Below are 25168 nucleotides of genomic sequence, written 5' to 3'. Positions count from 1 at the left end.
ACCGCCCGCCGGGGCCGCCTCCGCCCCGGGACCTGCGCGGAGCGGGCGCGTTCGCGATCGGCCCTGGCACCCGGGTCCGACCCGGGGCGGACGTTCAGAATCGGGGTCGGCGAGATGTGCTGTCTTGAACGCTGTTGCGGTAAACGCCCGGGGTGACGCCCAGCACGCGGCGGAACCAGCGGGTGAGGTGCGCCTGGTCGGCGAACCCGACGAGCGTCGCCGCCTCGGCCGGACGGTGGCCCGCGTCCAGCAGCGCCCGGGCGCGGGCCACCCGGTGCTGGGCGAGCCACGCGTACGGCGGCATGCCCATCGCGTCCCGGAAGGCGCGCAGGAGCTGGTAGCGCGACAGCCCCAGGTCGGCGGCGACCTCGGCGAGCGTCGGCGGGGCGGTCAGCTCGTCGGACAGGCGGGTCGCGACCGTCCGCGCGATGCTTCCGGCTTCGGCCCTGCGGCGGGCCGGGACCGCCTTCGGGCCGGACGCCGCATGCCGCCGGACGAGCGTGGCCAGCACGCCGAGGAGCCGCGACTCGCCCTCAAGCGGGTCGGCGCCGAGCCTCAGGGCATGGTGGGCGAGGCGGAGCGCCTCGCCGAGACCCCGGTCGTCGATGATCGGGTGCGCGAAGTGCGGGGATGCCGGCGCCGGGCCGGCCTCCGCGGTCGTCGCCGCGCCCAGCAGTTCGGCGGCGGGGTAGAGGCACAGGTACGCGAAACCCTCCGGCCGCGCCGGACCGCCGGTGTGCGCCTCGCCCGGCTCGACCACGACGACGCTGCCCGCCGCCGAGTAGATCCTCTCGCCCCGGTAGAGCATCGTCTCCGTGCCGTCGACGGTGACGCCGATGGCGTACTCGTCGTGGGTGTGCGGCGCGTAGTGCCGGCGGCGGATGCGGGCCGTCAGCAGATCGAGCGGCGCGCCCTGGATGCCGCCCACCCGCGTCCACAGCGTCCGGTCGCCTCCCCGGGCGTCGAGCAGGCTCGCGCCGCCCGGCCGCCGGTCAGGCCGAGAAGACGTGCCGGAGCCGCCAGCGGTCCTCGTCACGACCGAGCTCCACGACGGCCACGCCCTCCGCGCCGGTGACCCGGAACCGGTAGACCCTGCCCTCCTGGGCCGATCCGTAGGTCTTCAGCACCGCGTCGACCGCGTAGCGCGTCCCCCGCCACTCGTACGCGGTGAGCCGCCCCGCCGGGTCGTGCTCGGCTCGGACCGGCTCGTTCAGCAACTGCCCCATGCGGGGAGAGTAGCACGCGTTCGAACAAATGTTCGCAGGTCGGAGCGGCCCTCCCGCCCGGGCCGGCACCGCCTCCGGGCGAATCGGAGCGCGAAAACCACCGTGCCGCCGGGCGTGGCGAGCCGCTCGCCTCCACGGCGCCGAGCCGAGAAACACGGGTCATGAACAGACCAACGGAAAACACCCCGCGACCTCATCCCGATCACACCTGCCGACCTCGCGGGCACCGCCCCGCCCATCTGGCGATCCCCACCTCGCCGGCTCCCGCGCCCCAGGGATCGACCCTCGACCGCCACGATTCCGCGGCCAGTTCCTTCGAGTGACGACACACCCCCTGCCCTCCTGCGCCTCCCCCGCTCCAGCGGACAGAGGTGACCGCGCGCCGCCCTGCCCCACTTCTGCGCCCGCTTCGCGTCTGGCTTCTGCGAATTCATCGCGGGCTGGTCACGAAATGACCACGCGTCAGGGACCGCCTGTGGAACGGTATTGATCAGCCGGCGCTCGGAGCCGGTCGCCCGGGGTCGCCCCGGGCCGGTAACTGAAACACCGTGAGGTGAGACATGTCTCCGGACCAGATCGTCACCGCTCTGACCTTCGTGGTCGTTCTCTGTTCGATGCTCGTTGCGCACGCTGTCGGCGACCACTGGGTCCAGACCGATGTCCAGGATCGAGACAAGGGTCTGCACGGCGACCAGATGTGGAAGGGGCGCCTGGCATGCCTGCGGCATGTGGCGTCCTACACCGTCTGCACGTCACTGGTCGTCGCCATGATGTGGGCGATCCTCGGCCTGCGGATCTCGCTGTTCAGCTTCATCCTCGGGCAGCTGATATCGGCGGTCACCCACTACTGGGCCGACCGTAGGGCCCCCCTGCAGCGGCTGGCCGAACTCGTCGACAAGCTCAAGGGCCTCAGGGGCGAGGCCGTGGGCGCCTTCTACCGGCTCGGCGCCCCGCGCGCCGGCAAGGATGACAACACCGTGCTGGGAACGGGGCGGTACGCCCTCGACCAGGCATGGCACTGGTGGTGGATCTTCATCGCCTCCGTCGTGACGGCCGTCGCGGCGTAGGGACCCATCACCCCGGCGGGGCCGTCTTCCGGCATCGCCTCGAGAACCGGCCCTCGTACCCACAGGTACGGGGGCTGTTCGTTCCCTCCAGGCGCGGGGAGGCTCGGCGAGTGCCCCTGGGGGCTGTTATCCACAGGCTGTTGGTAACCGTCGCACACATCTTCCACCTCGTCGCAGCAGGGCGTTCCGGGGTCGCGTCCACAGGTGGATCCCCAGAACAGCCGGGCTTTCCACGGTCCGGACGGCTCGTCCGCCGCCGTCCTTTCCATCATGACCGAGGTCGCTCGTTCATCCACAGAATCCACAACCTGTGGATAACTATCGTGCACAACCTGGGTACGGCCCCGCGGCTCCGCGTCCACATTCTTCCCCAGCTCGCCCCCAACCCGGGCGCTCACTTGTCCACGTCGTGGAAAAGCTGCTGACCAGCAAGAAAACCCACTCTGCGCGGGCGTTCTCCACACCCCGTTCACACCCTGTGGGCGAATCCCTTCCACAACCTCACAGGACCGGTGGACAGAGTTGCCCACAGTAATCCCCAACCGTGTCCCCAACCCGGCAGTCCACCGGGACACCGCGAGGCGGAACATCGACTCGCCTCCGCACCGGCCCCCCGGCCCGGCGATCGATGCGAGGCGATCGGCATCGAGTGGCCCTCACCTGCGAGCTTCACCCCGCGCGGGTCCGGTCAGCGCGTGTCTCCGGAGGACGGAGTCCGACCGTCGACGGGGATGGCGGCTTCGAGATCGGCCAGGCGGCCGAGGTCGTCGCCCGACCGCGACGAGGCGGGCAGGCCGATCACGCGGGCCTCGGCCGTGAGGGTGCGGACGAGAGGCCATTCCTCCAGGTGGGCGGCGGCGTCGGCGCGCAGGACCAGGGCCTTGAGGCGCTCGGACGGGGACAGCGCCTCGTCGGACCGCAGCAGCCGATCGAGGATCCGGGCAGCGGCGCGATGGTCCCCCTTCGACTCGCCGAGGAGCGCGGCCATGTGGAACGCCCGGGCCACCGGCTCTTCCGGGATGGGCGCGTGCCGCGTGTCCTCCGAAATGGCCTGGCCGATGCGGAGCTGGAGCCCGTCCGGATCGCTGAGCAGGAACTGCCGGACCCCGTAGGACATGTCCCGCAACGCGCTCAGTCGAGGCAGCCCCCGGGTCGGGACCCGGCCGAGGGCCTCGCGGAGCCCGCCGCGAAACGCCTCGTACAGGGCGTCGACCTTCGTCGTGGTGATGTAGCACATGTTCATGGACGCGGCCGGGTCGTGCTTCTTCCAGCCGAAGAACTGCAGTTCGACGTCGCCGCGCCGGACGGCGAGGTACGGATTGGGGCGCGTCTGCCAGGTGGTCTGCTCGAAACCGAGCGCGCTGTAGAAGTCCCAGGTCAGCTCTATCGACCTGCACGGAAAGATCGGAATCGCCTTCTCGCCCATGGTCGGAGCCTAGGAAGGCCGGTTGCCTTAGTCAAGTTTGACTACAGCCGATCATGCAGGCGCGTGTTCCCTGTGCGCAGGTCGCGAAGGTGGAGGATGATGTTCGCCATCGCGATCATCGGTGCCGCGATCGCCGCCACTCCCGGAACCGTCTACGCGGTCCGCGCGACCGGGGCGGAGAACTCGCGGAGATCGGTTCAACCGCCCGGCGGGCACCACACGGCAAGTGAAGTGGTCCCCATCGCCAGAGTTTTCCACAGGTTGTGGAAAGGGAGGCATCCGTGGACTTCAACGAGCACACTGCGACGCGGGCCGTCCAGGACAGTTTCCGCGGCACTTCCGACCCTCGGCTCCGCGAACTGCTGGACGCGCTCACCCGCCACCTGCACGCATTCGTCGGTGAGGTCCGGCCGTCGATCCGCGAATGGGAGCAGGCGATCGGGTTCCTTACTGGCGTCGGCCAGACCTGCACGGACACGCGGCAGGAGTTCGTCCTGCTGTCGGACGTCCTGGGTGTGTCCATGCTGGTGGAGACTCTGAACGAACAGGGGGGCGGCACGGAGAGCACCGTCCTCGGCCCGTTCCACATGGTCGAGTCGCCCCCGCGCGCGCTCGGCGACAGCATCGACCTGATCGGTGAGGCGCCGCCGTGCCTCGTGGCCGGTCGCGTCCTCAGCAGCGACGGAACGCCCCTGTCCGACGCCGAGGTGGACGTCTGGCAGTGCAACGAGAAGGGGTTCTACGACGTCCAGCAGCCGGGGGTCCAACCGGCCGGCAACGGGCGCGGCCTTTTCCACACCGACTCCGAAGGGCGGTTCCGGTTCCGGACCGTCCTCCCCAGCCATTACCCGATCCCGACGGACGGGCCGGTCGGACGCTTCCTGCGGGCCACCGGCCGCCACCCCTACCGGCCGGCGCACATCCATTTCATCGTCCGGGCGGATGGCCACATCCCTCTGACCACTCACGTCTTCGTGGCAGGCAGCCCCTACCTGGACTCCGACGCTGTCTTCGCGGTCAAGCAAAGCCTCATCGTCGATTTCACCGAGTCGACCGACGCGGAGACGGCCGCCCGGAACGGTGTCCGAGCGCCCTTCCGCCACGCCGAGTTCGACTTGGTCCTGAGCAGAGAGCTCAGTTGACCCGCCCCGCGCTCTGGGTCCCCTCCGCGCCACAGGTCGGCGCCAGCAGCACCACTCCCGCAGGGCAATGTGGCAGGGTTCGAAGGGAACACCGCCCTCATCGGCATCACCGACCTCTCAGTTATCCACAACCTGTGGAGAACTGCCCCTCTTATCTGGATAACCGGCTCCGGGTCGCATAGGCCGAAGCGCGATCTCAATGCGCCGAAAGCCAAGGAGCCCAGGCAGCCGCCACGTTTCCACACCGGGCATGGCGCAACGAGTAGGCGCCCGACTCCCAAAGCCGGTCGGCGCCCATGGCTCCCCAGTGCTATCGGCCATTGAGAAGCCCGCCTGACGCGCCGCCCGCTTACGTCAAGCAGAACCCACGGTTTGTCTTGTCCAGGTCCAAGAGCGCCTCGCCCATGGTTTGCAGTGGACCACGCATTGGGGACTCTCCCGGACATCCCGACATATCGCGCGGGTGATCGGCACGCCGGGAACCGCCGCACACAGCGACCACGCACCCCTCCTGCGCCCGGCAGCGGGCGGGAGACACGACCGGGGGAAACATGAGCGACCTGATCGCCGTCGCCTACGACGACCTGCCTCGCGCCGAGCAGGCGCGCGAGAAGCTCGTCCAGCTGCACAAGGAGCACATCATCGAGCTCGCGGACGTCGTCATCGTCGAGCGCAGGCAGGACGGCAAGATCAAGCTTCATCAGGCCCGCAACCTTGTCGCGGGCGGCGCCCTCGGCGGCGCCGCGTGGGGCGGCTTGATCGGGCTCATCTTCTTCATGCCGCTGCTCGGCATGGCCATCGGCGGAGCCACCGGCGCGGCCATGGGCTCCGCGAGCGACATGGGCATCGACGACGACTTCATGCGCAACCTCGGCGAGCAGCTGCCGCCCGGCGCCGCGGCCGTGTTCGTCCTGGTCGACAAGCGCAATCCCGAGAAGGCCGTCCCGGAGATGGCGCCGCTGGGAGGCAGGCTCATCCAGACCTCGCTGTCCCCCGAGCAGGAGGAGCACCTGCGGGAGGCCGTCAAGGCCGCTCGCGCGCCCCAGCCCGCCTGAGGGCCCGACTCCGGCGGCGCGGCACGCCGCTCGCCGGAACGCGCCATGGCACGCCGATGATCCAGAGGCCGGTTTCGAGACCCTCGAAACCGGCCTCTGACCTGCCGGTCCTGAAGGGCGGTGAGCCCGCCATGTGGAGCAGTCTCTTCGGCTCCTCCAGCCTCGACATCGAGCACGAGCCTGCCCGCCCGCGGCGACGGCCAGGTTCCTGAAATTTTCAGCACCGTCCCGATGTCGAGAACGTCCCGCCGGCTCCGTCCCAGGTGCACCAGCGGCCATGACGGGCCGCGCGACGAAGGAGGACCACCATGGCGGTTCAGCGGATGGACAACGTCGGCATCGTCGTCGACGACCTTGATGCCGCGGTCGCGTTCTTCGTCGAACTCGGCATGGTGCAAGAAATGAAGGCGCAGATCGAAGGCCTTTGGGCGGACCGCACCGTCGGACTCGACGGCATCCGCAGCGACATCGCGATGATGCGGACGCCGGACGGCGACGGCAGGCTGGAACTGGTGAAGTACCACGCTCCCGCGACGGTCGGCGCGGAGCCGGAGAACCCGCCGCCCAACACGCTGGGCCTGCACCGCGTCATGTTCACCGTCGACGACATCGTGGACACCGTCGGCCGCCTGCGCGCCCACGGCGCCGAACTCCTCGGCGAGGTGGCACGGTACGAGGACAGCCACCTGCTCTGCTACCTCCGCGGCCCCGACGGCATCATCGTCGCGCTGGCCGAGCAGCTCGGCTGACGGCCGCCCGATCCCCCGCAGTAGGGACAGCTCGGAAGCTCCGAAATTCGCTGAGAAATCTCTGGGCGGCATGTCGAGAACGAACACGCGGCTCCGTCCCAGGCACTGAACACGGCCACAATGGGCCCGAACCACATCAAGGAGAACACGATGGCCAAGTACCTGCTGCTCAAGCACTACCGGGGCGCGCCGGCACCGGCCAACGACGTGCCGATGGAGCAGTGGACGCCGGACGAGCTCACGGCCCACGTGCAGTACATGCAGGACTTCATCACCCGGCTCGAAGGAACCGGCGAGTTCGTCGACTCCCAGGGGCTCTCCCAGGAGGGGTCGTTCGTCCGCTACGGCGGCGAGGGCCGGCCGCCGGTCACCGACGGCCCGTTCGCGGAGACCAAGGACCTGATCGCCGGCTGGATCACGATCGACGTCGAGAGTCGTGAGCGGGCGTTCGAGCTGGCCGGTGAGCTGTCCGCGGCGCCGGGCGCGGGCGGGAAGCCGATCTACGAGTGGCTCGAGGTGCGCCCCTTCCTGAGCGAGCCGCCCACGGTGACCGAGTGAACGAGCCGCTGCTGCGGGAGCTGGTGCCCGCGGTGATCGGTGTTCTCGTCCGCCGCGGAGCCGACTTCGCGGCGGCCGAGGACGCCGTGCAGGACGCCCTGGTCGAGGCCGTGCGCGTCTGGCCGGACGACACGCCGCAGGACCCCAAGGGCTGGCTGGTCACCGTCGCCTGGCGCAAGTTCCTCGACGCCGCCCGCGCCGACACCTCCCGGCGGCACCGCGAGGTGCGCGTCGAGACCGAGCCCGCGCCGGGCCCGGGCGAGGCCGCGGACGACACGCTCCAGCTGTACTTCCTGTGCGCGCATCCGTCCCTGACACCGGCCTCGGCCGTCGCGCTCACGCTCCGCGCGGTCGGCGGCCTGACCACGCGCCAGATCGCGCAGGCCTACCTCGTGCCGGAAGCCACCATGGCCCAGCGGATCAGCAGGGCCAAGCGGACCGTCTCGGACGTCCGGTTCAACCGGCACGGTGACGTCGCCACCGTGCTGCGCGTGCTCTACCTGGTCTTCAACGAGGGCTACTCCGGCGACGTGGACCTGGCCGCCGAGGCGATCCGGCTCACCCGCCAGCTCGCCGCCAGGATCGACCACGAGGAGGTGGCGGGCCTGCTCGCGCTCATGCTGCTGCACCACGCACGGCGCGCGGCGCGGACCGGCCCCGACGGCAGGCTCGTCCCTCTCGCCGAGCAGGACCGCGGCCTGTGGGACACCCGCCTGATCGCCGAGGGCGTCGACGTGCTCCAGGCAGCCCTCGTCCGCGATCGCCTGGGCGAGTTCCAGGCGCAGGCGGCCGTCGCCGCGCTCCACGCCGACGCCCAGACGGCCGCCGAGACCGACTGGGTCCAGATCGTCGAGTGGTACGACGAGCTGGTGCGCCTCACCGACAACCCGGTGGCCCGCCTCAACCGGGCCGTCGCGGTCGGCGAGGCCGACGGCCCGCGGGCCGGCCTGGCCGCCCTGGCGGAGCTCGACCCGTCCCTGCCCCGCTACACCGCCGCAGCGGCGTACCTGCACGAACGTGACGGCGACCCGGTCACCGCGGCACGGCTCTACGCCCAAGCCGCCCGATCAGCGCCCAACATCCCCGAACGCGACCATCTCACGCGCCAGGCCGCACGGCTCAACGAGCAACTGCGCACCTGATCGTCGGACGGCATGCTCACGGCTCCCGACCCGACTCGCGCGCTTCCTGGGGATCACCAGGCCCCGACAAGCTGAAAGGGCGAGCGGATCCGCACTAGCCTCGTCGCGTGAGTGACGACGTCCAGCAGATTCAACCGCTCGACTCCGGGATAGCCGAAGAGTGGATACGGAAGACAGATGAGCCGGACCTTCGCGCGGTCTCGGCCTCCAAGCTTCGAGTAGGACCGCTGTGGCATGTCAGCGCCTGGGTGATGGAGTTCGTCCGCACGGACCCTCTCGAATCCGAGTTGCGCCGCCGCATCGCAGACGCGCTCAGCACCGTCGACGGCGTCTCCAGTGTGGAAGAGGAAGACCGGGAAGTCTGGACGGTGACCGGCACTCCGACAGGCACGGCGCTCGTCGAGGCGGTAGCCCGGGTAGTGGACGACATGGCCGAAGCCGTCACCGTCGCTGTCAGCGGCTGAGAACCGGGGCCTGCCGATCGATCTCCCGGCAGAGAACAGTGATCATGTCGTCAAAGACGTCCGCGCCGTGCTTCTGGACCTGGTCATCTGGGCCCACGACCGGCGATGAGAACTGAACGCCACGCAGCAGGCCCGCCCGCTCCACGCAGAGATAGCTGGTGGACGGCGCCAAGCACCCCCGACAGGCAAAGCGTGAGGCGCGGCGGTAGCCCGGGATGATGGACGACCGGCCCCAAAGCTGCAACGTACCCAGAAACCGCAACCGGCAGGGGGCGTGGGGGCGAAGCCCCCACATCGGGGGTCCGGGGGTCGCCCCCGGGCAGAAACGACGAAGGAGTGGCGGGGAAGAAGCCAGAAAGGCTTCGACCACACCACTCCCAACTCCGAGTGGGCCTAGGTGGACTTGAACCACCGGCCTCATCCTTATCAGGGATGCGCTCTAACCGACTGAGCTATAGGCCCGGAGTGTGCCGCCGCCCCTGGCGGCGCAACGAGAGGTTACCCCATCTGGGCGGGCAACCGGAAATCGATTGCCGGGCGGCGGCGGGTGGGGCTACTCGGCCTCCTTGAGGGTGACTTCGACGCCGCCCACGAGGTCGGCGGCGAGGTTGTAGATGACGGAGCCGACCGTGGAGAGGGCGGTGATGAGAAGGACGTTCAGGGCGCCGACGAGGACGGTGTAGCCGAACACGCGGACGAAGGAGAACCAGCTTCCGGCGTCGACGCTGCCGGTGGTCTCGCCCTGTTCCTTCGTGAGGCTGTTGACGGTGTCGCTGATCGCGTCGAAGACGCCGAGCCCGGACAGGATCACGTACAGGACGATCACGGCGACCAGCAGGACGACGAAGCAGACCAGCGACATGACGAAGCTGAACTTCATCACCGACCAGGGTTCGAGCCTGGCGAGCTGGAGCTGGGCCTTGCGGGCGGGCTTGCCGGACGCGGCCTTGGACGCGGCGTTGGACGGGGCCACCGCGGTGGACGGACGGTCCTTGAGGACGGTGCCGGCGAAGCCGCGGCCGCCCGAGCCGGACGACCCGCCCGCCGAATTGAACCCCTTGCCGGGCGTGTCCGTACGTCCTGCCGAGACCGAACCGGACGGCTCGGCGGGCCTGGCCCAGCCCGCCGGGCCGGAGCCGGACGCGGAACCGGCCGGCGCACTCTCCGCGCCGCCCGGAGACGTCGGCCTGGCGGCGGGCTTGGGCGGTTCGGCGGTGTCCCTGACCGGGGCGATCTCGGGGGTGCCGGCCGCCTTGGCCGACGCGTCGTCGACCTGAGTGAGGTCGGACCGCGTCTCGTCGGCGCCCTTGCCGGGGTCCGTCGCACCGGTGCCGATGTCGACGGTCGTCTCGTCGCGCCCGGACTTGGCGGAAGCGGCGGCCACCGTCTTGCCCGGCTTCCCCTTGGACTTGCCGGTGGGCTTGGCGGGGCCGGACTTGGCGCCGGGTTTCCGGTCACCGCCCTTGCCGGCGGCGCCGGCCCCGTCGTTGTCCTGGCCGGGCTCGGTGCTCACGTGTCCTCCTGGCCTAGCGGCTCGGTGACGATGCAGGATACGTCACTCACCGTCGCCCCCTTCGGCTTCGTCAGAGTCCTCCATGGACTCTACGTTCCTCGCGATGGCCACCACGCTGTCCCCGTCGGCGAGATTCATCAGGCGGACGCCCATGGTCTGCCTGCCGGACTGCTTGATCTCGGCGGCGGTGGTACGGATCACGCCGCCGTTCGACGTCATCGCGAACACCTCGTCGTCCGGGCCGACCATCAGAGCTCCGACCAACAACCCCCGAGATTCCACGATCTTAGCGGTGAGAACGCCCTTCCCCCCACGTCCCTGGAGCGGGTACTGGTCCACCGGGGTGCGCTTGGCGTAGCCGCCGCGGGTGGCCACCAGGACGTCCTGCGAGGTGTCCTGCACGACCAGCATGTTGAGGACCTCCTGGTCCTCCTCGAACCGCATGCCGATGACGCCGGAGGTGGCGCGTCCCATCGGCCGCAGCGACTCGTCGTCGGCGCGGAACCGGATCGCCTGGGCGCCGGTGGAGACCATCAGCAGGTTGTCGTCGGACGACACGAGCCGCGCCGCGATCACCTCGTCGTCGTCGACGAGGTTGATGGCGATGATGCCGCCGGTGCGGGGCGAGTCGAAGTCGGTCAGCGCCGTCTTCTTGACGCGGCCCTTCTTGGTGCCGAGCACGAGGTAGGGGGCGACCTGGTAGTCGCGCAGGTCCATGACCTGGGCGATGTGCTCGTCGGGCTGGAAGGCGAGCAGGTTCGCGACGTGCTGGCCGCGCGAGTCGCGGCCGGAGTCGGGCAGCTCGTAGGCCTTGGCGCGGTAGACGCGGCCCTTGTTGGTGAAGAACAGGATCCAGTGGTGCGTCGTGGTGACGAAGAACTGGTCGACGATGTCGTCCTGCTTGAGCTGCGCGCCGCGGACGCCCTTGCCGCCGCGCCGCTGGGCGCGGTAGTGGTCGGTGCGGGTGCGCTTGGCGTAGCCGCCGCGGGTGATGGTGACGACGACGTCCTCTTCGGCGATGAGGTCCTCGTACGACACGTCCCCGTCGAACGGGATGATCTCGGTGCGCCGCTCGTCGCCGAACTTCTCGACGATCGGGGCGAGCTCGTCGCCGACGATCCGGCGCTGCCGCTCGGGCGAGGCGAGGATCTCGTTGTAGTCGGTGATCTCCGCCATGAGCTTGTCGTACTCGTCGGTGATCTGCCGGCGCTCCAGGGCGGCGAGCTTGCGCAGCTGCATGTCGAGGATGGCCTGCGCCTGGATCTCGTCGATCTCCAGCAGGTTCATCAGGCCCTGCTGCGCCTCCGAGGCGGACGGCGAGCGCCGGATCAGGGCGATGACCTCGTCGATGCGGTCGAGGGCCTTGAGCAGGGCGCGCAGGATGTGGGCGCGCTCCTCGGCCTTGCGGAGCAGGAACCGGGTGCGGCGGACGATGACGTCGATCTGGTGCGCGACCCAGTGCCGGACGAACTGGTCGATGCGCAGGGTGCGCGGCACGCCGTCCACGAGCGCGAGCATGTTCGCGCCGAACGTCTCCTGCAGCTGCGTGTGCTTGTACAGGTTGTTCAGGACGACCTTGGCGACGGCGTCCCGCTTGAGGACGATGACCAGGCGCTGCCCGGTCCGGCCGGACGTCTCGTCGCGGACGTCGGCGATGCCGTCGAGCTTGCCCTCCTTCACGCCGTCGGCGATCTTGAGGGCGAGGTTGTCCGGGTTGACCTGGTAGGGGAGCTCGGTGACGACCAGGCAGGTGCGGCCCTGGATCTCCTCGACCTCGACGACGGCCCGCATGGTGATGGAGCCGCGGCCGGTCCGGTAGGCCTCCTCGATGCCCTTGCGGCCGACGATGAGGCCGGCGGTCGGGAAGTCGGGGCCCTTGACGCGCTCGATCAGCGCTTCGAGCAGCTCCTCGTCGGACGCGCCGTAGTTGTCCAGGTACCACCGGACGCCGTCGGCGACCTCGCGCAGGTTGTGCGGCGGGATGTTCGTCGCCATCCCCACCGCGATGCCGGCGGACCCGTTGACCAGCAGGTTCGGGTACCGGGACGGCAGGACGTCGGGTTCCTGCGAGCGGCCGTCGTAGTTGGGGGAGAAGTCGACGGTCTCCTTGTCGATGTCGCGCAGGAGCTCCATCGCCAGGGGCGCCATGCGGCACTCGGTGTACCGCATGGCCGCGGCGGGGTCGTTGCCGCGCGAGCCGAAGTTGCCGTTGCCGTCGACCAGCGGGTACCGCATCGACCACGGCTGGGCGAGCCGCACGAGCGCGTCGTAGATGGCCGAGTCGCCGTGGGGGTGGTAGTTCCCCATGACGTCGCCGACGACGCGGGCACACTTGAAGTAGCCGCGGTCGGGCCGGTAGCCGCCGTCGTACATCGCGTACAGGACGCGGCGGTGGACGGGTTTGAGGCCGTCGCGCACCTCGGGCAGCGCGCGCGCGACGATGACCGACATCGCGTAGTCGAGATAGCTCTTCTGCATCTCGACCTGGATGTCGACCGGTTCGATCCGCTCGCCCGGGTGTCCACCCTCTGTGGTCACGTCCGTCACTCTCAAGACCTCTTCTGCTCGATGGGAAGGAAGTACGTCCGCCTCTGGGAGTCAGGCCGGGGGGCCGGCCCTGGCACGTACCTCAGATGTCGAGGAAGCGCACGTCCTTGGCGTTGCGCTGGATGAACTCCCGGCGGGGCTCGACCTCCTCGCCCATGAGCACGCTGAACAGCTCGTCGGCCTGGGCGGCGTCGTCCAGCTGGACCTGCAGCAGGACCCGGTTGTCGGGGTCCATCGTGGTGTCCCACAGCTCGTTGGCGTTCATCTCGCCGAGGCCCTTGAACCGCTGCACCAGGTCGCGGGGGCGGGGGTCGCGCTTGCCGGCGGCGATCCCGGCCTCGATGATCGCGTCCCGCTCGGAGTCGGAGAAGGCGTAGTCGGCCTCGGTGCCCCGCGCGTCCCACTTGATCTTGTAGAGCGGCGGCTGCGACAGGTACACGTGGCCGGCCTCGATCAGCGGCTTCATGAACCGGAACAGCAGCGTCATCAGCAGGGTGTTGATGTGGTGGCCGTCCACGTCGGCGTCCGACATCAAGATGATCTTGTGGTAGCGCAGCTTGGAGATGTCGAACTCGTCGTGCACCCCGGTGCCGAGGGCGGTGATGATCGCCTGCACCTCGTTGTTCTTCAGGATCTTGTCGATCCTGGCCTTCTCCACGTTGAGGATCTTGCCGCGGATCGGGAGGATCGCCTGGAAGTGCGGGTTGCGGCCGCCCTTGGCCGAGCCGCCCGCCGAGTCGCCCTCGACGATGTAGAGCTCGGACCTGGCCGGGTCGGTGGACTGGCAGTCCGACAGCTTGCCGGGCAGGGACGTCGACTCCAGCAGGCTCTTGCGCCGGGTCAGGTCGCGCGCCTGCCGCGCCGCGACGCGTGCGCGCGCCGCCTGCGAGGCCTTGCTGATGATCTCCTTGGCCTCGCCCGGGTTCTCCTCGAACCAGTCGCGCAGGTAGACGTTGCAGGCCCGCTGCACGAACGACTTGGCCTCGGTGTTGCCGAGCTTGGTCTTGGTCTGCCCCTCGAACTGGGGATCCGCCAGCTTGATCGAGATGATCGCGGTGAGGCCCTCGCGGACGTCCTCGCCGGTCAGGTTGTCGTCCTTGTCGCGCAGCAGGCCCTTGTCGCGGGCGTACCGGTTGACGATCGTGGTGAGCGCCGCGCGGAAGCCCTCCTCGTGGGTGCCGCCCTCCGCCGTGTTGATGGTGTTGGCGAAGGTGTGCACCGACTCGGAGTAGGACGAGTTCCACTGCATGGCGATCTCGACCGACATGCCGGTGGTGTCGTCGCTGAAGTAGATGACGGACTCGTGCGCGGAGTCCTTGCGCGCGTTGATGTAGCGGACGAAGTCCTCGATACCGCCTTCGTAGTGGTACCGGACTACGTGCGGCTCACCGTTGACGTGGTCGGGGCGCTCGTCCTGCAGCGTGATGGACAGGCCGCGGTTGAGGAACGCCATCTCCTGCATGCGGCGGGAGAGGGTCTCGAAGTTCCATTCGAGCGTCTCGAAGATCTCGGGGTCGGGCCAGAACCTGATGAGCGTCCCGGTCTCATCGGTCTCCTCGCCCTTCTGGAGCTCGATCTCGGGGCCCTGCCACGTGTAGGACTGGAACCACACGTGGCCGTCGGTGCGGACCTCCGCCTCCAACCGGGTGGACAGCGCGTTCACCACGGCCGAGCCCACACCGTGCAGGCCGCCCGAGACGGCGTAGGACTTGCCGTCGAACTTGCCGCCCGCGTGCAGCGTGGTCAGCACCAGCTCGATGGCCGGGCGCTTCTCCACAGGGTGCTCGCCGACGGGGATGCCGCGGCCGTTGTCGAGGACGCTGACGCCGCCGTCGGCCAGGAGCGTCACCACGATGTCGTCGGCGTAGCCGGCCAAGGCCTCGTCGACCGCGTTGTCCACGATCTCGTAGACGAGGTGGTGCAGGCCGCGCTCACCGGTCGAGCCGATGTACATGCCCGGGCGCTTGCGAACCGCCTCAAGCCCTTCAAGGACAGTGATCGAACTAGCGTCGTACGCCAAAGGAGATCCTCCTGCCGGGGATGTCTGCCGCTCCGCGCCCGAGGGAGGCGCGGTGTGCCCCGTAACACACATGGGGGCACCCGGTCGGTGCTCTGGTCGTGCTGTCAGAGCCCCGGGCACCCAATGGCGGCGCAGCATCCTGAACCCGTATTCATTCTACCGGGTGACGAGGCGAAAAGTGGCACTCGCGAGCGCTGTGTGCGCGTGTGGCGGCCGAAGGGCCCCGGAGACACATCCCCCCATTGGGTCAGGGGGGTTATTTGGCCTACGTGGCGCTCGCCGCTGAACTCGACGACCCATCACCGAACAGATGTTCCCACCCGCCACTGACACATCGGCGCGGTCCGGGAGCTCCGCTCAGCGGGCGCGCCACGCGCCCGTCCGGCGCGGCCCCGACGAGGGCCCCACGACCTTGACGCGGCGGACGGTGCCGTGGCCGAGCTCCTCGTTCAGTCGCCGCACGAGCGTGGACGACAGCAGGCGCAGCTGGGTGGCCCACGTCGTCGAGTCGGCGGCGACGGTGAGCTCGCCGTCCTCGAAGTGGTCGGGCCGGGTGTGCTCGGCGAGCTCCGCGCCGACGATGCCCGCCCAGTTGCCGAACACGCCGCCGACGGCGGCGCGCTGCTCCCACCCGCGCGACGCCATCAGCTCGTGGATCGCCGCCCCGAACAGCTTGGGATCGCCGCCCCGCCCGGGGTCGCGCACGCGCCCGCCCCGCCCGGGGCCCTTGCGCTTGCCGCCCTGACCGGGCATGGTGCCGCGCTTGAGAGCGTCCGCCTTGGCCTGCGCGAGCGCCTCGCGGGCCAGCTCGATCCCCGACTTGGCCGGAGGAGCCACGGCCTCGGGGGGAGGAGCCCCGGCTTCGGTGGACTTGTGCACATCCTGTGGATCACTCACTCACTCGCTCGCCCCCTCGGACTCACGAACGACCTGGCCGTCGGAGACGGTATACGAGCCCCCCGTCAGTTCGGCGGGGACGTCGGCGGGGACGGCCGCCGTGATCAGGACCTGCTCGGCCGGCACCACCATCTCGGCCAGCCGGCTGCGCCGCCCGGTGTCGAGCTCGGCGAACACGTCGTCCAGGATCAGGACGGGGTCGTCGCCGTCCGAGCGGAGCAGGTCGAACGCGGCGAGCCGCAGCCCCAGCGCGAACGACCACGACTCGCCGTGGCTGGCGTAGCCGCGCGCGGGAAGCTCCCCGAGGCGCAGCACCAGCTCGTCCCTGTGCGGGCCGACGAGGCTCACCCCGCGCTCCAGTTCCTGCTTGCGGGACTCGGCGACCGCCTTCAGGATCTGATCGGCCAGTTGTCCACGGTCTGTGGACAACTCCGCGTCGCCCAGGGAGCTCTTGTAGATCAGGTCGGCCGCGCCGCTGTGCGGAGCGAGCGCCGCGTAGGCCTGCGCCACGAGCGGACGCAGAGCCGCGACGAGATCGAGCCGGGCCGCCAGAAGCTCCGACCCCATGCGCGCCAGATGCGAATCCCACACGTCCAGGGTGGCGAGCACCTCCGGGCCGGGGGAGCGCCGATGGGCGGCCGCCGATTTCAACAGGGCGTTGCGCTGCTTGAGGACGCGGTCGTAGTCGGACCGCACGCCGGCGAACCTCGGCGCCCGCGCGGTCAGCAACTCGTCCATGAACCGGCGCCGCTCCCCCGGGTCGCCCTTCACGAGCGCGAGGTCCTCCGGGGCGAACAGCACGGTCCGCAGCATCCCCAGGATCTCGCGCGGTCTGGGGACGGGGGACCGGTTGAGCCGCGCCCGGTTCGCCTTGCCCGGGTTGATCTCAAGCTCGATCAGCGCCTTGCGCTCGTCTTTCACCACCCCGGCCCGGACGATCGCCCGCGGCGCTCCGTGCCGGACGAGCGGCGCGTCCGTCGCGGCCCTGTGGCTGCCGTGCGAGGCGACGTACCCGATGGCCTCGACCAGGTTCGTCTTGCCCTGCCCGTTCGGGCCCACGAACGCGGTGACTCCCGGCCCCAGCGCGACCTCGGCGGTCGGGTACGAGCGGAAGTCCTGCAGCGAAAGGTGGGCAACGTGCACAACACACGAGCGTAGAGCCTCCCCCGGCCCCCACCACACACCTCACCCACACGCGGACTCGTGACACACGTCCACGCGCGGACGTGTGACGCCCGTCCACGCGCGGGGCCTGTGCACACCCCGCCCTCCCAGGGGGGCCGACCCCACTCCCAGCCTGGAACACACCGCCGAGAGCCGGGGCCGGAACCCACAACTGTGGATAACCGAGGGTCAGACCGAAGGGGGGTTGACGTCGGCGCCGGGGGAGTCGGCTCCCTTGGAGGACTCGACGGCGTGACCGCCGAACTGGTTGCGGAGGGCTGCGACGACGCGCATCGTGGGGGAGTCGTCCTGCCGGGAGGCGAAGCGGGCGAACAGGGACGCCGTGATGGCGGGCAGCGGGACGGCGTGGTCGACGGCGGCCTGGACGGTCCAGCGGCCCTCGCCGGAGTCGTTGGCGTAGCCGCGCAGGTCGTCCAGCTCGGGGTCGCCCGCGAGCGCGCGGTTCAGCAGGTCGAGCAGCCAGGAGCGGATGACGGTGCCCTCCTGCCAGCTGCGGAACGTCTCCGGCACGTTGGTGACGATGTCGCTGGCCTCGATCAGCTCGTAGCCCTCGCCGAACGCCTGCATCATCGCGTACTCGATGCCGTTGTGGACCATCTTCACGAAGTGGCCGGCGCCGACCGTGCCGGAGTGGACGAAGCCGAACTCGCCCTCGGGCTTGAGGGTCTCGAAGATCGGCATCAGGCGCTTCACGTCGTCCTCGTCGCCGCCGACCATGAGCGCGTAGCCGTTCTCCAGACCCCACACGCCGCCGCTGACCCCGCAGTCGAGGAACCCGATGCCCTTGGCGGCCAGCTCCTCGCCGTGCTTCCGGTCGTCCACATAGTGGGAATTACCGCCGTCCACGACGAGGTCGCCCTGCTCCAGGACCTCCCCCAGCTTGTGGATGGTGTCCGCCGTCGGCTTGCCCGCGGGGACCATCACCCACACGGCCCGCGGCGGGGACAACCGCTCGACCAGCTCCTCGACCGAGCCGACGTCGCTGACCTCCGGGTCGCGGTCGTAGCCGACGACGGTGTGGCCGCCGCGGCGCAGCCGCTCGGCCATGTTGCCGCCCATCTTGCCCAGGCCGATGATGCCCAGCTCCATGAAACGTTCACTCTCCCCTGTGCGTACCGCCTGTGGGTGCCTGCTCTGCCTCGCCCGCGGGGGCGCGGCTCCCCCGCGGACATCGCCACGGTGCCATGCCCCGCAACGTGGTACTTATCCGGACAGACGAACCGGCATGATCAGGTAACGGTAGTTCGGGTTCTCCCCTTCCTGCGGCGGCTTTCCGGTGAGGACGGCCGGCTTGGTCGGGGTGGTGAAGGACAGCCTCGCCACGTCCGAGCCGATCGCGGAGAGCCCGTCGAGGAGGAACCCGGGGTTGAACGCGATGTCGATGTCCTCGCCCTCCAGGGACGCCTCCAGGGCCTCCACGGCCTGAGCCTCGTCGCCCGTCCCGGCCTCCAGGACGACCTCGCCCTGGCTGAAGGAGAGCCGGACCGGGGTGTTGCGCTCCGCCACCAGGGAGACGCGCTTGACGGCCTCGATGAAGGCGGCGGTCTGGACCTCGGCGAGCCCCGCGTACTCGCTCGGCAGCAGCGACCGGTACTTGACGAAGTCGCCGTCCAGCAGCCGGGATGTGGTGCGGCGGCCGCCGCCCTCGAAACCGATCATGCCTTCGCCGGTGCCGCCCGTCCCGCCGAGCGCGATCGACACCTCCGCGCCGGCCGTCAGCGACTTGGCCGTGTCGGCCAGCGTGCGGGCCGGGACCAGCGCGACGGCGGAGAAGTCCGGGCGCTCCGGCTTCCAGTGCATCTCTCGGACGGCGAGGCGGTAGCGGTCCGTGGACGCCAGCGTGACGGTCTCGCCCTCGATCTCCACACGGACGCCGGTCAGCATGGGGATCGTGTCGTCCTTGCCCGCGGCGATCGCGACCTGGGACACGGCGGCGGCGAACTCGTCGCTGCCCACCGACCCCGCGGCGGGCGGCATCTCCGGCAGCGTCGGGTAGTCCTCCACAGGCATGGTGAGAAGTGTGAACTTCGCGCTGCCGCAGCGGAGCATCACCTTCGCGCCGTCCGTCGTCACCTCCACAGGGTGGGGAGGAAGGCTGCGCGAGATCTCGGCGAGGAGCCGGCCCGACACCAGCGCCGTCCCGGCCTCCTCCACGTCGATGTCCGTGGACACCTGTGCCGAGACCTCGTAGTCGAACGCGGACAGCTTCAGCCGGTCGCCGTTGCCCTCACCCCCGGCGACGATGTGCATGCCCGCGAGGACCGGCACCGGGGGACGGACGGGGAGCGTGCGAGCGGTCCAGGCGACGGCGTCGGCCAGGGCGTCTCTGTCGATGCGGAACTTCAAAGGGACCCGCCTCCTGCAGGTGTCGGACAAGGGTGAGCTGATCTCGTCCGGGCCGGGGCGCTCGGTGCGCGTTGTCCCCAGGCCCTGACTTGAGATGGATCTTTTCTTGGATAGAGATGTAGAGCAGTACCAGTAATAGGGGCCGTGGATAGTGTGGACAGAGGCCGTTGTCGCAGGTGAGACCGGGTTTCTCTGTCCACCGGTGCTGTGCATGGGCGGTGGACGGCGCGGCGGCGCCTGGGGACGGCGAAATCATCCCCACAGGTCGTCCTCATGTCATCCCCCGGTTATCCACGAGTTCTCCACGGGTATACCGCCCGTTGGCCCGCCCTGGGGACGACGGGACCGGTGATCTTCGAGGCCGTCCCCAGGCCGTCCCCAGCCCGTCCACCGGTTTTCCCCAGAAGGCGGGGCGGCGGTGCACACCCGGTCCACACCCGTCCACCGTTCATCCTCAGCTTCTCCAACGGTTGCCCACAGGGTTATCCGCGAAAATCCCCAGAGTTTTCCACAAGTTGTGAGCAGCGCTGCCGATTCTCGGGGGACGCGTGCCTTTTGTCGTTTCTTTGCCCTGGGCAGGGTGTGGACGGCGCGGGAGGGGGTCGTCCACAGGCGTGACGCGGGTCTGTCCACAGTGTGTACGAACAGGGGGATCAGCGCTTGCGGGCCTGGTGCTTGATGCGCCCCGTCAGCTCCGTGACCTGGTTGTATATGGCGCGGCGCTCGGCCATCAGCGACCGGATCTTGCGTTCGGCGTGCATGACCGTGGTGTGGTCGCGCCCCCCGAACTGCTGACCGATCTTCGGAAGGGACAGCTCCGTCAGCTCCCGGCACAGGTACATCGCGATCTGCCGGGCGGTGACGAGCATCCGCGAGCGGGACGGGCCGCACAGGTCGTCGATCGTCGTCCCGAAGTACTCGACGGTCTGCGCCATGATCATCGCGGCGGTGATCTCGGGACCGGAGTCGTTGGGGATGAGGTCCTTCAGGACGATCTCGGCGAGCTTCATGTCGACCGACTGGCGGTTCAGGCTCGCGAACGCCGTGACCCGGATCAGCGCGCCCTCCAGCTCGCGGATGTTCGTCGCGATCTGCGAGGCGATGAACTCCAGCACGTCGGGCGGCGCCGCGAGGCCCTCCTGCCGGGCCTTCTTCTGCAGGATCGCGATCCGCGTCTCCAGCTCGGGCGGCTGGACGTCGGTCGTCAGGCCCCACTCGAACCGGTTGCGCAGCCGGTCTTCCAGCGTCACCAGCTCCTTGGGCGGACGGTCGCTGGAGATCACGATCTGCTTGCTGGCGTTGTGGAGCGTGTTGAACGTGTGGAAGAACTCCTCCTGCGTCTGCTCCTTGCCCTCAAGGAACTGGATGTCGTCGACGAGGAGGATGTCCACATCCCGGTAGCGGCGGCGGAACCCGTCCGCCTTACCGTCGCGGATCGAGTTGATGAAGTCGTTCGTGAACTCCTCGGAGCTCACGTAGCGGACGCGGGCCCCGTTGAAGAGGCTCTGGGCGTAGTGGCCGATCGCGTGGAGCAGGTGAGTTTTCCCCAGGCCCGAGTCGCCGTAGACGAACAGCGGGTTGTACGCCTTGGCAGGCTGCTCCGCCACCGCGACGGCGGCGGCGTGCGCGAATCTGTTCGACGAGCCGATGACGAACGTCTCGAACGTGTACTTCGGGTTCAGCCGTGCATGCTCGGAAGCGCCGGCCTGCTGCGCCGGTGCCGGCGCGGGCGCACGGGGGTCGGACTTAGGAACCCTGGAGTCGGAGCCCTCCTCGTCGCGGAAGACTCCTTCGCCCCTGTAGGACTGCTCACCGCTTGAATACGACTGTTCGGCCCCTGGGTAGGACTGCTCACTCTTCTGGAACTTGTCGTCCGAGTGCCCGAGAGGGCCTTCTTTCCCGGCGTGCTGCGGTTCCCTGCCTTGGGCCTCTGGACGGCCGCCAGGGCGCAACGGGCCGAGCGTGCGGTCATTGAGATGGGAGTGCGGCGGCCGTCCTTGGGATTCGCCGCCGTAGCCTTCCTGCCCGCCGTAGCTCGGGTAGCCGCGCCCTTCGTAGGGGGCGGGACCACGCCCGCCGGGGCCCGCACCGTACGCCGGTGGACGGGGAGCAGGCGGGTACGATCCACGGTCGTCGTCCTGAGCCTGTGGATAACCTCCGGGCGAACCGGGGTTGTGGGTAACTCCCGACTGCGGCCGGTATCCCTGGTCTGTGTACGGCTGCTCCGGATAGGGGCGCTCGGGACGTTCCGCGTAGGACGACTGGTCTCCGTACGACTCTCCGTACGATTGCTCCCCGTAGGACTGCTCCGTATAAGAACGGTCTCGGTCCCGGTCGCGCTCGTCGTGCGTCCGCTCGCCGTAGGACTCCCCATAAGAAGGGGCGGGCTCGTGCATGCCGAGGCCTACGCCCGGACCCGGAATCGGCGCGGACAAGGGCTCGCCCCCGCCCTGCCGAGCACCGCCTGGGGGCTCCGGCTGGACGGTCACCGCGACCCGGATCTCCCTGCCGAGTTCACGGGAAAGTGCCTGCGTGATGAGGTTGCGCAGGCGCGTCTCCAGCGCGTCCTTGGCGAACTCGTTGGGGGCGGCGAGAAGCGCCGTCCCCTCGACGAGTGCCAGCGGGCGGACCATGGGCAGCCATGCGCGGTAGCTCGGCGACAGATCGCTCTCGGCCAGTGCGGTGAGGGTGCGGGCCCAGACCGATCCGAGATCCTGACCGTCCATGCGCAAGGTCCCCTCCCCACAACTCCGCCGAACGGAGCACCTGACTGCCCGGCTTTCCCGCGGGATGTCACACGCCTCGCAGGACACAGCCGCGACGCGGAAGACTTACTCTCTCACGAGTTGTCCACAGAGTTGTCCACATGCTGTGCATAGGCATGGGGACCCTGTGTAAAACCCACGAGGCGGGTTCAGGGATATGCGGTCGACAAGGGGCCGGCCTTCATGAGGGCCGGTAAGCGATGGTTCTCGAACGGGGGCTCAGGGGCTGAACGCCGACATCGGATTCGACGAAGGAAGTGTCGGCTCGCCTCGTCGACCTTAACCCCTGCCGGGCACAGCCGCAACACGGTCACCATCGATCCCGCGCGTCCATCGGAGGCCCCGGGCGGAGCCGTGCGGCGGCCGCCTCCGTTTGACCGGCCCCCCGGATACCCCGTAACGTTCTGAGGTCGAGTCGCATCGACGGAGATGCCGCGTGCCCGCCGGCAGCCCCTCAGGCAAAGCTCGGGTGGGCCCCCGCTGCGGGGGACCGTACGCGGCCCTCGGTGCGAGCCTTCGAGCGTCAAGTCGTCAGACGAACCGACCGCAGCACTGGAGCCTCAAAGTGAGCAAGCGTACCTTCCAGCCGAACAACCGTCGTCGCCACAAGAAGCACGGCTTCCGGCTGCGCATGCGCACGCGCGCGGGCCGCGCGATCCTGTCGAGCCGGCGCAGCAAGGGCCGCGCCCGCGTCGCGGTCTGACCCACCCCTTCATAGTGCTGCCGTCCGGGAACCGGATGCGGCGGCGGGACGACTTCTCGTTGGCCGTCCGGCGCGGTCGTCGCGCCGGACGGCCAACTGTCGTCGTTCACCTGCTGGGCCCGGAAGAGGTCCGACCGGCGGCGGCGCGGCCGCTGGTCGGGTTCATCGTGGCGCGCACCGTCGGCAACGCCGTGGTGCGCAACACGACCCGGCGCCGGCTCCGCCACCTGATGCGCCCGCACCTCGACCGCCTCCCAGCGGGTAGCCTGCTCGTAGTGCGCGCCAACCCCCGTGCGGGAGCGGCGCGACCAGACGAACTGGCCGCGGATCTGGAGTCGGCGCTCGACCGGCTGCTGCGGCCCGCGTCCAAGGGGCGAAGATGAGGAGTCCGCAGGGGACCGAGTTCCCCGCGCAGCACAGGACGGGCCGCCCGGGTCCCGTCGCGGCCGTGCTGATCCTTCTCGTCCGCGCCTACCGCCGCTTCTTGAGTCCCCTGCTCGGGCAGCAGTGCCGCTTCCATCCCAGCTGCAGCGCGTACGGCCTGGAGGCACTCCAGGTGCACGGGGCGCCGCGCGGCACGTGGCTGATCGTCCGCCGGATCGCCCGGTGCCAGCCTTTCCACCCCGGCGGTCACGACCCGGTACCGCCGAAGAAGACGCCGGAACAGCGCGCGGCGGCTTCCTCGAACTCCGGCCGCGAGGAGAGCGGCCCCGCCCTAGCAGAGCCCAAGGAGCTGCCCGGTGCTTGACTGGTTGTACGAGATCGTTTCTCAGCTCATCGTGTGGATCCACACGGGGCTCAGTACGGTCGTCCCCAAGGACAGCGGATGGGCGTGGGGCGGTTCGATCATCCTCCTCACCGTCCTCCTGCGGCTGCTCCTCGTCCCCCTCTTCGTGAAGCAGATCCACGCGTCGCGCAAGATGCAGGAGCTGAACCCGAAGGTCCAGGCGCTTCGCAAGAAGTACAAGAACGACAAGCAGCGCCTCAACCAGGAGGTCATGAAGCTCTACCAGGAGAACGGCGCCAATCCGCTGTCGGGCTGCCTGCCGCTCCTGGTGCAGATGCCCATCTTCATCGGGCTGTTCCAGACGCTGAAGCGGATCTCGGACGCCAAGCCGGGGCAGAGCGTCTTCGCCGTCTCGTCCGACCTGGTGTCGAGCGCCCAGAACGCGAACATCTTCGGCGCCCACATCCCGGACACGTTCCTGAACGCCTGGGGCACCGACCCCAAGAGCTGGACGGCGATCATCATCACCGGCATCGCCGTGGTGATCAGCTCCGTCACGACCTTCTTCACCGTCCGGGCCAGCATGAAGCGCCAGCCCGTCGCGGACGACGCCAACCCGATGATGCAGGCGCAGAAGATGATGGTCTTCCTGGCGCCGCTGTTCGGCCTCTTCGGCCTCGGCTTCCCGCTGGGCGTCCTCATGTACTGGGTGACGTCCAACAGCTGGACCCTGGCCCAGCAGCACTACATCTACAAGCGGTACCCACCGCCCGGCACGGAGGGCGAGGCCGCGGCCGCCGCGGCCAAGACGGGGACGAAGACGGGCCCGAAGACCTCCGGGTCGAAGCCCGCCGGCTCCAAGACGGGCGCCTCCAAGAACGGCCAGGCGGCGTCGTCCGGCATCAAGGCGAAGCTGAAGAAGGAGCCGGAACCGGCCCCCGAGCCCGAGGACAAGCCGAAGGTCGCGCGCAACCAGCCGACCCGCAAGTCGCGCAGCAAGCGCAGCGGTACCCAGAAGCGCTAGTTTGGACCCCCAGCATGTGCCGGAGAAGGAGACCCCGTTGAGCCAGACCGACACCACCGAGGTCGACGTCCAGGCGCTCGAACAGGAAGGCGAGATCGCCGCCGACTACATCGAGGGCCTGCTGGACATCGGTGACTACGACGGCGACATCGACATGGACGTCGAGGGCGAGCGCGCCATCGTCGCCGTCGTCGGAGGTTCCCTGGACGAGCTGGTCGGCAAGCGCGGTGAGGTGCTGGAGGCCCTCCAGGAGCTCACGCGGCTCGCCGTCCACCGCCAGACCGGCAACCGCACCCGCCTCATGCTGGACATCGGCGGCTACCGCGAGCGGCGCCGCGCCGAGCTGACCAAGCTCGGGACGGACGTCGCGAACGAGGTCAAGCAGTCCGGCGAGCCGAAGCCCCTCGCCCCGATGACCCCGTTCGAGCGCAAGATCGTCCACGACGCCGTCGCCGCCGCGGGCCTCAGCAGCGAGTCCGAGGGCGAGGAGCCCGACCGCTACGTGGTCGTCTCCCCCGCCTGACCCCACGGCCTCACACGGCCCCGACCGGTCCTCCGGTCGGGGCCGTCGCCTTTTCCGGACGAAAGTCCCTTCATTCGGCGGCCGCCTCG

22 protein-coding genes, 1 tRNA gene and 1 pseudogene are annotated in these 25168 nt (G+C 69.5%); 12 read left to right on the top strand and 12 right to left on the bottom strand.

From position 1 onward, the window contains the following. Positions 1 to 94: 94 nt before the first annotated feature. Both AB0C69_RS08405 and AB0C69_RS08400 read right to left on the bottom strand, forming a co-directional pair. On the bottom strand, positions 95 to 1036 hold the full coding sequence (locus AB0C69_RS08405; protein ID WP_360351392.1) for an AraC family transcriptional regulator: 942 nt from the start codon (positions 1034 to 1036) through the stop codon (positions 95 to 97). Further along, positions 993 to 1226, bottom strand: coding sequence for a hypothetical protein (locus AB0C69_RS08400; RefSeq protein WP_185029805.1), 234 nt, complete (start codon positions 1224 to 1226; stop codon positions 993 to 995). The genes AB0C69_RS08405 and AB0C69_RS08400 overlap by 44 nt, the downstream gene beginning before the upstream one ends. 560 nt (positions 1227 to 1786) lie before the next feature. Between AB0C69_RS08400 and AB0C69_RS08395 the strand changes: the two genes are divergently transcribed. After that, entirely contained in the window at positions 1787 to 2293 is a 507-nt protein-coding gene (locus tag AB0C69_RS08395; protein WP_360351388.1) for a transcriptional regulator, read from the top strand. 688 nt (positions 2294 to 2981) lie between these two features. Here the strand turns inward: AB0C69_RS08395 and AB0C69_RS08390 are convergent. Further along, positions 2982 to 3719 (bottom strand): VOC family protein, encoded by a 738-nt coding sequence (locus tag AB0C69_RS08390; protein WP_360351385.1) that lies wholly within the window; start codon positions 3717 to 3719, stop codon positions 2982 to 2984. A gap of 281 nt (positions 3720 to 4000) precedes the next feature. Between AB0C69_RS08390 and AB0C69_RS08385 the strand changes: the two genes are divergently transcribed. The 6 genes from AB0C69_RS08385 to AB0C69_RS08360 all read left to right on the top strand — a co-directional run bounded on the left by AB0C69_RS08385 (position 4001) and on the right by AB0C69_RS08360 (position 8829). Continuing rightward, positions 4001 to 4861 carry a dioxygenase gene (locus tag AB0C69_RS08385; protein WP_360351382.1) on the top strand — a complete coding sequence of 287 codons (861 nt, stop codon included), beginning with the start codon at positions 4001 to 4003 and terminating at the stop codon, positions 4859 to 4861. 551 nt (positions 4862 to 5412) lie between these two features. Next, positions 5413 to 5916, top strand: coding sequence for a DUF1269 domain-containing protein (locus AB0C69_RS08380; protein ID WP_353832197.1), 504 nt, complete (start codon positions 5413 to 5415; stop codon positions 5914 to 5916). A 323-nt stretch (positions 5917 to 6239) separates the two neighbouring features. Then, positions 6240 to 6665, top strand: coding sequence for a VOC family protein (locus AB0C69_RS08375; RefSeq protein ID WP_360351415.1), 426 nt, complete (start codon positions 6240 to 6242; stop codon positions 6663 to 6665). Between the two features lie 150 nt (positions 6666 to 6815). Continuing rightward, on the top strand, positions 6816 to 7223 hold the full coding sequence (locus tag AB0C69_RS08370) for a YciI family protein (RefSeq protein ID WP_345182826.1): 408 nt from the start codon (positions 6816 to 6818) through the stop codon (positions 7221 to 7223). Then, positions 7220 to 8365 (top strand): DUF6596 domain-containing protein, encoded by a 1146-nt coding sequence (locus tag AB0C69_RS08365; RefSeq protein ID WP_360351377.1) that lies wholly within the window; start codon positions 7220 to 7222, stop codon positions 8363 to 8365. Before AB0C69_RS08370 ends, AB0C69_RS08365 begins: the two co-directional genes overlap by 4 nt. 107 nt (positions 8366 to 8472) lie before the next feature. After that, positions 8473 to 8829, top strand: coding sequence for a hypothetical protein (locus tag AB0C69_RS08360; protein ID WP_360351374.1), 357 nt, complete (start codon positions 8473 to 8475; stop codon positions 8827 to 8829). Between the two features lie 388 nt (positions 8830 to 9217). On the opposite strand, the gene AB0C69_RS08355 is transcribed toward AB0C69_RS08360, so the two are convergent. From AB0C69_RS08355 to dnaA, 9 genes and pseudogenes are all read right to left on the bottom strand, one after another. Further along, a tRNA-Ile gene (locus tag AB0C69_RS08355) sits at positions 9218 to 9291 on the bottom strand. 91 nt (positions 9292 to 9382) lie between these two features. Next, positions 9383 to 10342: a DUF3566 domain-containing protein gene (locus AB0C69_RS08350; RefSeq protein ID WP_360351371.1), complete on the bottom strand. Its 960-nt coding sequence runs from the start codon at positions 10340 to 10342 to the stop codon at positions 9383 to 9385. 42 nt (positions 10343 to 10384) lie between these two features. Beyond that, positions 10385 to 12889, bottom strand: a complete 2505-nt coding sequence (gene gyrA / locus AB0C69_RS08345) for a DNA gyrase subunit A (protein ID WP_360351368.1) — start codon at positions 12887 to 12889, stop codon at positions 10385 to 10387. Positions 12890 to 12971: 82 nt separating this feature from the next. Further along, positions 12972 to 14909, bottom strand: coding sequence for a DNA topoisomerase (ATP-hydrolyzing) subunit B (gene gyrB, locus AB0C69_RS08340; RefSeq protein WP_360351364.1), 1938 nt, complete (start codon positions 14907 to 14909; stop codon positions 12972 to 12974). A 357-nt stretch (positions 14910 to 15266) separates the two neighbouring features. Further along, a complete protein-coding gene (locus tag AB0C69_RS08335; protein ID WP_360351361.1) occupies positions 15267 to 15806 on the bottom strand; it encodes a DciA family protein in 540 nt (179 codons plus the stop codon). Then, the gene (recF, locus tag AB0C69_RS08330) at positions 15807 to 16949 is read right to left on the bottom strand and encodes a DNA replication/repair protein RecF (RefSeq protein WP_360351358.1); all 1143 of its coding nucleotides are present in this window, start codon (positions 16947 to 16949) and stop codon (positions 15807 to 15809) included. 210 nt (positions 16950 to 17159) lie between these two features. Next, positions 17160 to 18095, bottom strand: a pseudogene (gene gnd, locus AB0C69_RS08325) (phosphogluconate dehydrogenase (NAD(+)-dependent, decarboxylating)); the annotation flags it as partial. Positions 18096 to 18194: 99 nt separating this feature from the next. After that, on the bottom strand, positions 18195 to 19337 hold the full coding sequence (gene dnaN / locus AB0C69_RS08320; protein WP_345182815.1) for a DNA polymerase III subunit beta: 1143 nt from the start codon (positions 19335 to 19337) through the stop codon (positions 18195 to 18197). Positions 19338 to 19990: 653 nt separating this feature from the next. Further along, positions 19991 to 22063, bottom strand: a complete 2073-nt coding sequence (dnaA, locus tag AB0C69_RS08315) for a chromosomal replication initiator protein DnaA (protein WP_360351354.1) — start codon at positions 22061 to 22063, stop codon at positions 19991 to 19993. Positions 22064 to 22667: 604 nt separating this feature from the next. On the opposite strand from dnaA, the gene rpmH reads away from it, so the two are divergent. From rpmH to AB0C69_RS08290, 5 genes are read left to right on the top strand one after another with little or no spacing between them, the layout of a single operon-like run. Continuing rightward, positions 22668 to 22805 carry a 50S ribosomal protein L34 gene (gene rpmH / locus AB0C69_RS08310; RefSeq protein ID WP_179845229.1) on the top strand — a complete coding sequence of 46 codons (138 nt, stop codon included), beginning with the start codon at positions 22668 to 22670 and terminating at the stop codon, positions 22803 to 22805. A 14-nt stretch (positions 22806 to 22819) separates the two neighbouring features. Then, on the top strand, positions 22820 to 23188 hold the full coding sequence (gene rnpA / locus AB0C69_RS08305) for a ribonuclease P protein component (protein WP_345182813.1): 369 nt from the start codon (positions 22820 to 22822) through the stop codon (positions 23186 to 23188). Continuing rightward, on the top strand, positions 23185 to 23553 hold the full coding sequence (gene yidD, locus AB0C69_RS08300; protein ID WP_360351349.1) for a membrane protein insertion efficiency factor YidD: 369 nt from the start codon (positions 23185 to 23187) through the stop codon (positions 23551 to 23553). Before rnpA ends, yidD begins: the two co-directional genes overlap by 4 nt. Then, positions 23546 to 24556, top strand: coding sequence for a membrane protein insertase YidC (yidC, locus tag AB0C69_RS08295; protein WP_360351346.1), 1011 nt, complete (start codon positions 23546 to 23548; stop codon positions 24554 to 24556). The genes yidD and yidC overlap by 8 nt, the downstream gene beginning before the upstream one ends. Positions 24557 to 24593: 37 nt before the next feature. After that, complete coding sequence (locus tag AB0C69_RS08290; protein WP_345182810.1) at positions 24594 to 25079, top strand: R3H domain-containing nucleic acid-binding protein; 486 nt, start codon at positions 24594 to 24596, stop codon at positions 25077 to 25079. Positions 25080 to 25168: the final 89 nt, after the last annotated feature.

The organism is Actinomadura sp. NPDC048032 (genome assembly GCF_040653175.1).
GTDB classification, from domain to species: Bacteria; Actinomycetota; Actinomycetes; order Streptosporangiales; family Streptosporangiaceae; genus Spirillospora; species Spirillospora verrucosospora.
Note: the sequence above shows the minus strand (reverse complement) of the source record. Positions and strands in the feature narration are given on the sequence as shown.